Source organism: Rhodococcus sp. YH1 (genome assembly GCF_009939605.1).
GTDB lineage: Bacteria > Actinomycetota > Actinomycetes > Mycobacteriales > Mycobacteriaceae > Rhodococcus > Rhodococcus aetherivorans.
This window is the reverse complement of the sequence record NZ_WVTE01000129.1, coordinates 1-6439: the sequence shown is the minus strand read 5'-3', so window position 1 is coordinate 6439 and position 6439 is coordinate 1. Positions and strand designations below refer to the sequence as shown.

1 protein-coding gene is annotated in these 6439 nt (G+C 73.5%); it reads right to left on the bottom strand.

Annotated features, from left to right (window positions below; genetic code table 11):
- The coding region (locus AIIKEEIJ_RS11645; RefSeq protein ID WP_161995708.1) for a non-ribosomal peptide synthetase at nucleotides 1–6439 on the bottom strand (6439 nt) is incomplete at both ends.

Genomic DNA, 6439 nt, shown 5'->3' with positions numbered 1-6439 from the left:
TGTGATGCACCACGAACACCAGCACGTGCTCCCCGTCGCCGAGCGCGAACAACCGCGCCCGCACCGGCACCTGCACCGCCACGTCGAACCCGGCCGTGACCTCGGCGGCCAGACGCTGCGGCAGCTCGTCGGCGGACACCGGGACCGGATCGAGGTCGGGGGTGGCCTGGGCGGGGTCGGTGACCAGCTGCACCGGGCCGGTGTTCTCGTTCGGGTACCAGGTGCGCAGGGTTTCGTGGCGGGTGATCAGGTCGTGCACGGCGGCGGTGAGCGCCGCCCGGTCGAGGCGGCCGGTCAGCCGGATCGCCATCGGGATGTTGTAGGCGGCCGAGGCGGTGTCGAACTGGTTGACGAACCACATCCGCTGCTGGGGTGGGGACAGCGGGATCCGGTCGGGGCGCGGGCCCGCGGTGAGGGGGACGCGGGTGCCACCGGCGTGGTCGTCGAGGATGCGGGCGGCGAGGGTCCGCACGGTGGGGGCCTCGAACAGCACCCGCACGCCGGCGTCGGTGCCGAGGGCGGCGTTGATGCGGGCGACGACACGGGTGGCGATCAGCGAGTTGCCGCCGAGGTCGAAGAAGCTGTCGTCGACGGAAACCTTCTCGTGGCCGAGGGCCTCGGCGACGATGTCGGCGAGGGTGGCCTCGGTGTCGGTGGCCGGGGCGCGGTATTCGCCGGTGGCCGACAGGTCGGGTACCGGCAGGGCGCGGCGGTCGAGCTTGCCGACCGGGGTGAGCGGGATCTCGTCGAGGACGACGATCGCGGCGGGCACCATGTGCGCGGGCAGCTGCCCTGCGACGTGCCCCCGCAGCGCGGCGGCATCGACGTGGTGGCCGGTCTCCGGCAGGACGTAGGCGACCAGGGCGGTGTCGCCGGACGGGGCGGTGTGCCCGATCGTCACCGCGAAGGCGACGTCGTCGTGAGCGGCGAGGGCGGTGTCGATCTCGCCGAGTTCGATGCGGAAGCCGCGGACCTTGACCTGGAAGTCGGAGCGGCCGAGGTATTCCACGGTGCCGTCGGTGCGCCAGCGCACCACGTCGCCGGTGCGGTACATCCGCTCCCCCGGCGCCCCGAACGGGTCGGCGACGAACCGGGACGCGGTGAGCTCGGGTCGGCGGTGGTAGCCGCGGGCCAGGCCGGCGCCGGCGATGTAGAGCTCGCCGGCGACCCCGATGGGGACGGGTCGCAGCCGTTCGTCGAGGACGACCTCGTGGAAGCCGATGGCGGGGCCACCGACGGTGACGGTGGTGTCCGGGCGCATGTCGGGGCTGACGCTGGTCTCGATGGTGGCCTCGGACGGGCCGTAGCCGTTGTACATGTGGCGGCCCGGCGCCCAGCGGTCGACCAGTTCCGGCGGGCAGGCCTCCCCGGCGACGACGAGCACGCGCAGCTCGTCGAGGCCCGCGGGATCGAGCGACGCGAGGGCGGTGGGGGTGACGAACGCGTGGGTGATGCGTTCCTCGCGCAGGATGCGGGCGAGTTCCTCGCCGCCGTAGACGCTGGGCGGCACGATGACGAGGGTGGCGCCGGCGCAGAACGCCTTGGTCAGCTCGAAGAGGGACGCGTCGAAGCTCGGCGACGCCAGGTGCGAGACGCGGGCCCGATGGGTGATCGAGAAGTGTTCGCGTACTTCGGCGTTGAGGTTGGTCAGGCCGCGGTGGGTGACGACGACGCCCTTGGGGCGGCCGGTCGAGCCGGAGGTGTAGATCAGGTATGCCGGATGGTCGTACCGTAGCGGGGTGCGGCGGTCGTCGTCGGTGACCGGGGCGGGCGAGACGTCGTCGAGGCGGCGGCGCAGGCCGGGGTCGTCGAGCAGCAGCCACGACACCGCGTCCGCGGGCCACACGTCGCGGTGGGCGGTGGTGGTCAGGCCGAGGGTGGCCCGGCAGTCGTCGAGCATGTAGGCGATCCGCTCGGGCGGGTAGCCGGGGTCGACGGGGACGAACGCCGCCCCGGACTTGGTCACCGCCCACACCGCCGCGACCGACTCGATTGAACGCGAAATTCCCAGGGCAACAAAGGATTCCGGTCCGACCCCGTGGCTCGTGAGGACGCGGGCGAGCCGGTTGGACCAGGCGTCGAGCTCACCGTAGGTGACGGTGCGGCCTTCGAAGGACAGGGCGACCGCCTCCGGCACGATCGCCGCCACCGACGACAGCAGTTCGGGCCACAGCTGCGGGGAGACCGCGGGCCGGCCCCGCGCCGGGGCCAGGGTGGCGAGCTCACGTGGGGTGACGATCTCCACGTCCCCCACCGTCACGGACGCATCCGCGGTGACCGCGTCGAGGATCCGCACGAACCGGTCCGCGAACGAGGCGACCGTGTCCGCGTCGAACAGGTCGGTGGCGTAGGTGAACGCCGCCCGCACGCCGGATCCGCCGCCGGGCCGCTCGGCGATCGACAGCTGCAGGTCGAACGGCGACAGGCCGGGATCGAGGTCGAGCACCCGCGCCGTCGCCCCCGGCAGCGCGATCTCGGGGCGCTCGATGTCCTGGAACTCGAGCAGCACCTGGAACAGCGGGGGGTAGGACGTCGACCGGGGCGGGTCGAGGGCCTCGACGAGCCGCTCGAACGGGACGTCGGCCTGGCCGAACGCCGCCAGGTCCGCCGAACGGACCCGCCGCAACAGCGAGTCGAACCGTTCGCGTTCGTCCACCCGGGCCCGCAGCACCACGGTGTTGACGAACATGCCGACCAGATCGTCGAGGGCGCGGTCACCGCGCCCGGCGACGGGGGTGCCGACCACGATGTCGTCGCTGGTGGACAGCCGGGCCAGCAGCACCGCCAGCGCCGCATGCACGACCATGAACAACGACGCGTCGTGCTCGCGGGCCAGCGCGAGCATGCCGCGGTGGGTGTCGGCGTCGATCTCGAACGCCACGCGGGCACCGCGCCCGGACTGCTGCACCGGGCGGGGCCGGTCCCACGGCAGCTCGAGCAGTTCCGGCGCCCCGGCCAGCGCGTCGTGCCAGAACGCGAGCTGCCGGGCGGCGGTGGAGGCGGGATCGGACTCGTCGCCCAGCACGGTGTGCTGCCACAGCGTGTAGTCGGCGTACTGCACCGGCAGCGGCGACCGGTCGGGGGCGTGACCACCGGCGCGGGCGGCGTACGCGGTCATCAGATCCCGGCCCAGCGGTCCCATCGAGAACCCGTCGGCGGCGATATGGTGCACGACCAGGACCAGCACGTGGTCGGTGTCGGCGAGGGTGAGCAGCCGGATCCGCACCGGCACCTCGGTGGCGACGTCGAACCCGGCGCCGACGATCCGGTCGATGTGCGCGGGCACCGTGTCCTCGGTCTCGACGCGGGTGACGGTGAAGTCGGGCTGCGCCACCGCGACCGGCAGCACGACCTGGATCGGGCCGTCGTCGGTGAGCGGGTAGCGGGTGCGCAGCGTCTCGTGGCGCGCGGCGACGTCGGCGGCAGCGGCCCGCAGCGCCGCGAGATCCAGCTCCCCGGTCAGACGCAGCGCGACGGCGATGTTGTAGGCCGGGGAGGTCGTGTCGAACTGGTTGATGAACCACATGCGCTGCTGGGCCGGGGACAGCGGGATCGTGGGGGGCCGGGTCGCGGCGGCGGTCAGCGCGGGCCGCGCCGCGGCATCGCGGTCGCGGAGCCGCTCGGCGAGGGCGGCGACGGTGGGCGCGTCGAACAGATCACGCACGCCCACGTCGGTGCCGGTCGCCGCGGCGATCCGCGCGGCCAGCCGCATGGCCAGCAGCGAGTTGCCGCCCAGATCCAGGAAGCTGTCGTGCACGCCGAGACGCTCCACCCCGAGCAGGCCGGCGAAGACCTCGGCCAGGACCTGCTCGACCGGGGTGCGCGGCGCGACGTGCTCCGCCGCACGCACGGCCGTGAGGTCCGGGGCGGGCAATGCCTTGCGGTCGAGCTTGCCGTTGGGGTTGAGCGGGAACCGGTCGAGGACGACGACGTGGGCGGGCACCATGTAGCCGGGCAGCCGGGCCGCGGCGGCCCCGAGCAGGGCCGCGGTATCGAATGCGCGGCTCGCCGCGGTATCGGATGCGCGGCTCGCCGCGGTATCGCTGTTCCGGCCGGGTTCGGGCACGACGTACGCGACGAGCACCCCGTCGGAGCCGTCGGCGGCGCCGGCGGGGTGCCGGTGCACCACGACCGCGGCCTGCGCGACGGCCGGGTCGGCGAGCAACGCCTGCTCGATCTCACCGAGCTCGATCCGCAGGCCCCGGAGCTTGACTTGGAAATCGGTGCGGCCCAGGTAGATCAGATTGCCGTCGCGGCGCCAGGACACGAGGTCGCCGGTGCGGTACATGCGGGTGCCGGACGGACCGAACGGATCGGCGACGAACCGGTCGGCGGTCAGGTCGCCGCGCCCGACATAGCCGCGGGCGAGCTGGATGCCGGACAGGTACAGCTCCCCCACGGCGCCGACGGGAACCGGGTGCAGCCGCGCATCGAGGACGTGGACGCGGGTGTTCCACACCGGGGCGCCGATCGGGACGACGTCGACGTCGTCGTCGGTGCAGGCCCAGAACGTGACGTCGACGGCGGCCTCGGTGGGCCCGTACAGGTTGTGCAGGTCCGCGGCGGGGAACGCGGCGTGGGCGGCGGCGACCGTGGCCGGGGGCAGCGCCTCGCCGCTGCAGAACAGCAACCGCAGCGACATGCAGCGGGCCGGGTCGGTGGCGGCGACGAACACCGCGAGCATGGACGGCACGAAGTGCGCCACGGTGACGTGCTGCTGCTCGACGACGGCGGTGAGGTAGGCGGGATCGCGGTGCCCGTCGGGTGCGGCGACGACGAGGCGCGCCCCGGTCTGCAGCGGCCAGAAGAACTCCCACACCGACACGTCGAACGTGAACGGTGTCTTCTGCAGGACGGTGTCCTCGGCGGTGAGCGGGTAGGCGTGCTGCATCCACCGCAACCGGTTGACGATCGCGGCGTGAGCGACCGCGACACCCTTGGGCCGGCCGGTGGAGCCGGAGGTGTACAGCACGTAGGCGAGGTGGTCCCCCGTCAGCGGGGCGGTGCGCTCCTCCGGGGCGACGGGGGCGTCGGAGGCGCCGGTCAGGTCGAGGCGATCGACCTCGAGGATCGGGGCCGGGGTGGGCAGCGCCGTCCGGTCGGCGGCGGTGGTGAGCACGCACACCGGACGGGCGTTGCCCAGAACGTATTCGAGCCGGTCGGCGGGGTGGTCGGGGTCGAGCGGCAGGTAGGCGCCGCCGGCCTTGATCACCGCGTACATTCCGACGAGCAGCTCGATCGAGCGGCGCATCGCGAGCCCGACGAGGCGGTCCGGGCCGACGCCCTCGGCGATCAGCCGCCGGGCGAGCCGGTTGGTGCGGGCATCGAACTCGGCGTAGGTCAGGGCCTCGTCGCCGAAGACGACGGCGACGGCGTCGGGGGTGCGGGCGGCCTGCCGGGCGAACAGGTCGGCGAGGGTGTGCGGGTCGCGGGGGGCGTCGGTGGCGATCCAGCGCCGCAGGATCAGCTCGCGTTCGCCCGGCTCGAGCAGGTCGAGGTCGCCGACGGGCACGTGCGGGGTGGTGGTCACGGCGGTGAGCAGCCGCACGAAGCGGTCGGCGAGGGCGGTGACGGTGCCGGCGTCGAACAGGTCGGTCGCGTAGGACAGGGCGCCGGTGAGGGCGGCGGGGGCGCCGTCGTCGCCGGGGACCTCGGCCAGCATCAGGTGCAGGTCGAATTTGGTGGTGCCGGTGTCGATTTCGGAGACGTCGACGGTCAGGTCGGGCAGCCGCAAGTGGGCGGACTCGGTGTTCTGGAAGGCCAGCATCACCTGGAACAGGGGCGCGTAGGCCTCGGATCGGTGGTCGGTGACGGCGTCGACGAGGGCGTCGAACGGCAGGTCGGCGTGGGCGAGGGCGTCGACGTCGCGGTCGCGGATGTGGGTCAGGTGCTCGGCGAAGGTGTGATGTGCGGTGACGGGGGTGCGCAGGACGACGGTGTTGACGAACATGCCGACCAGATCGTCGAGGGCGCGGTCGCCGCGACCGGAGACCGGGGTGCCGACGGTGACGTCGTCGCTGCCCGAGAGCCGGGCCAGCAGCACCGCCAGGGCCGCGTGCACCGTGATGAACGGGGTGGCGCCGTGCGTGCGGGCCAGGTCGCCGACCGCCCGGTACAGTTCGGCGCCGACGTCGAAGCGGACGGTGGCGCCGCGGAACGACTGGTGCGGCGGGCGGGGCCGGTCGGTGGGCAACGCCAGCACTTCCGGTGCGCCGGAAAGGGTTTCGCGCCAGTACCGCAGCTGGGCGGCGGCGAGCGAATCCGGGTCGGCCGGATCGCCGAGGACCTGCCGCTGCCACAGCGCGTAGTCGGCGTACTGCACCTCCAGGGGCGTCCAGTCGGGGGCGCGGCCGCCGGTGCGGGCGGCGTACGCGGTCATCAGATCCCGGGCCAGCGGCGCCATCGACGCCCCGTCCGCCGCGATGTGATGCACCACGAA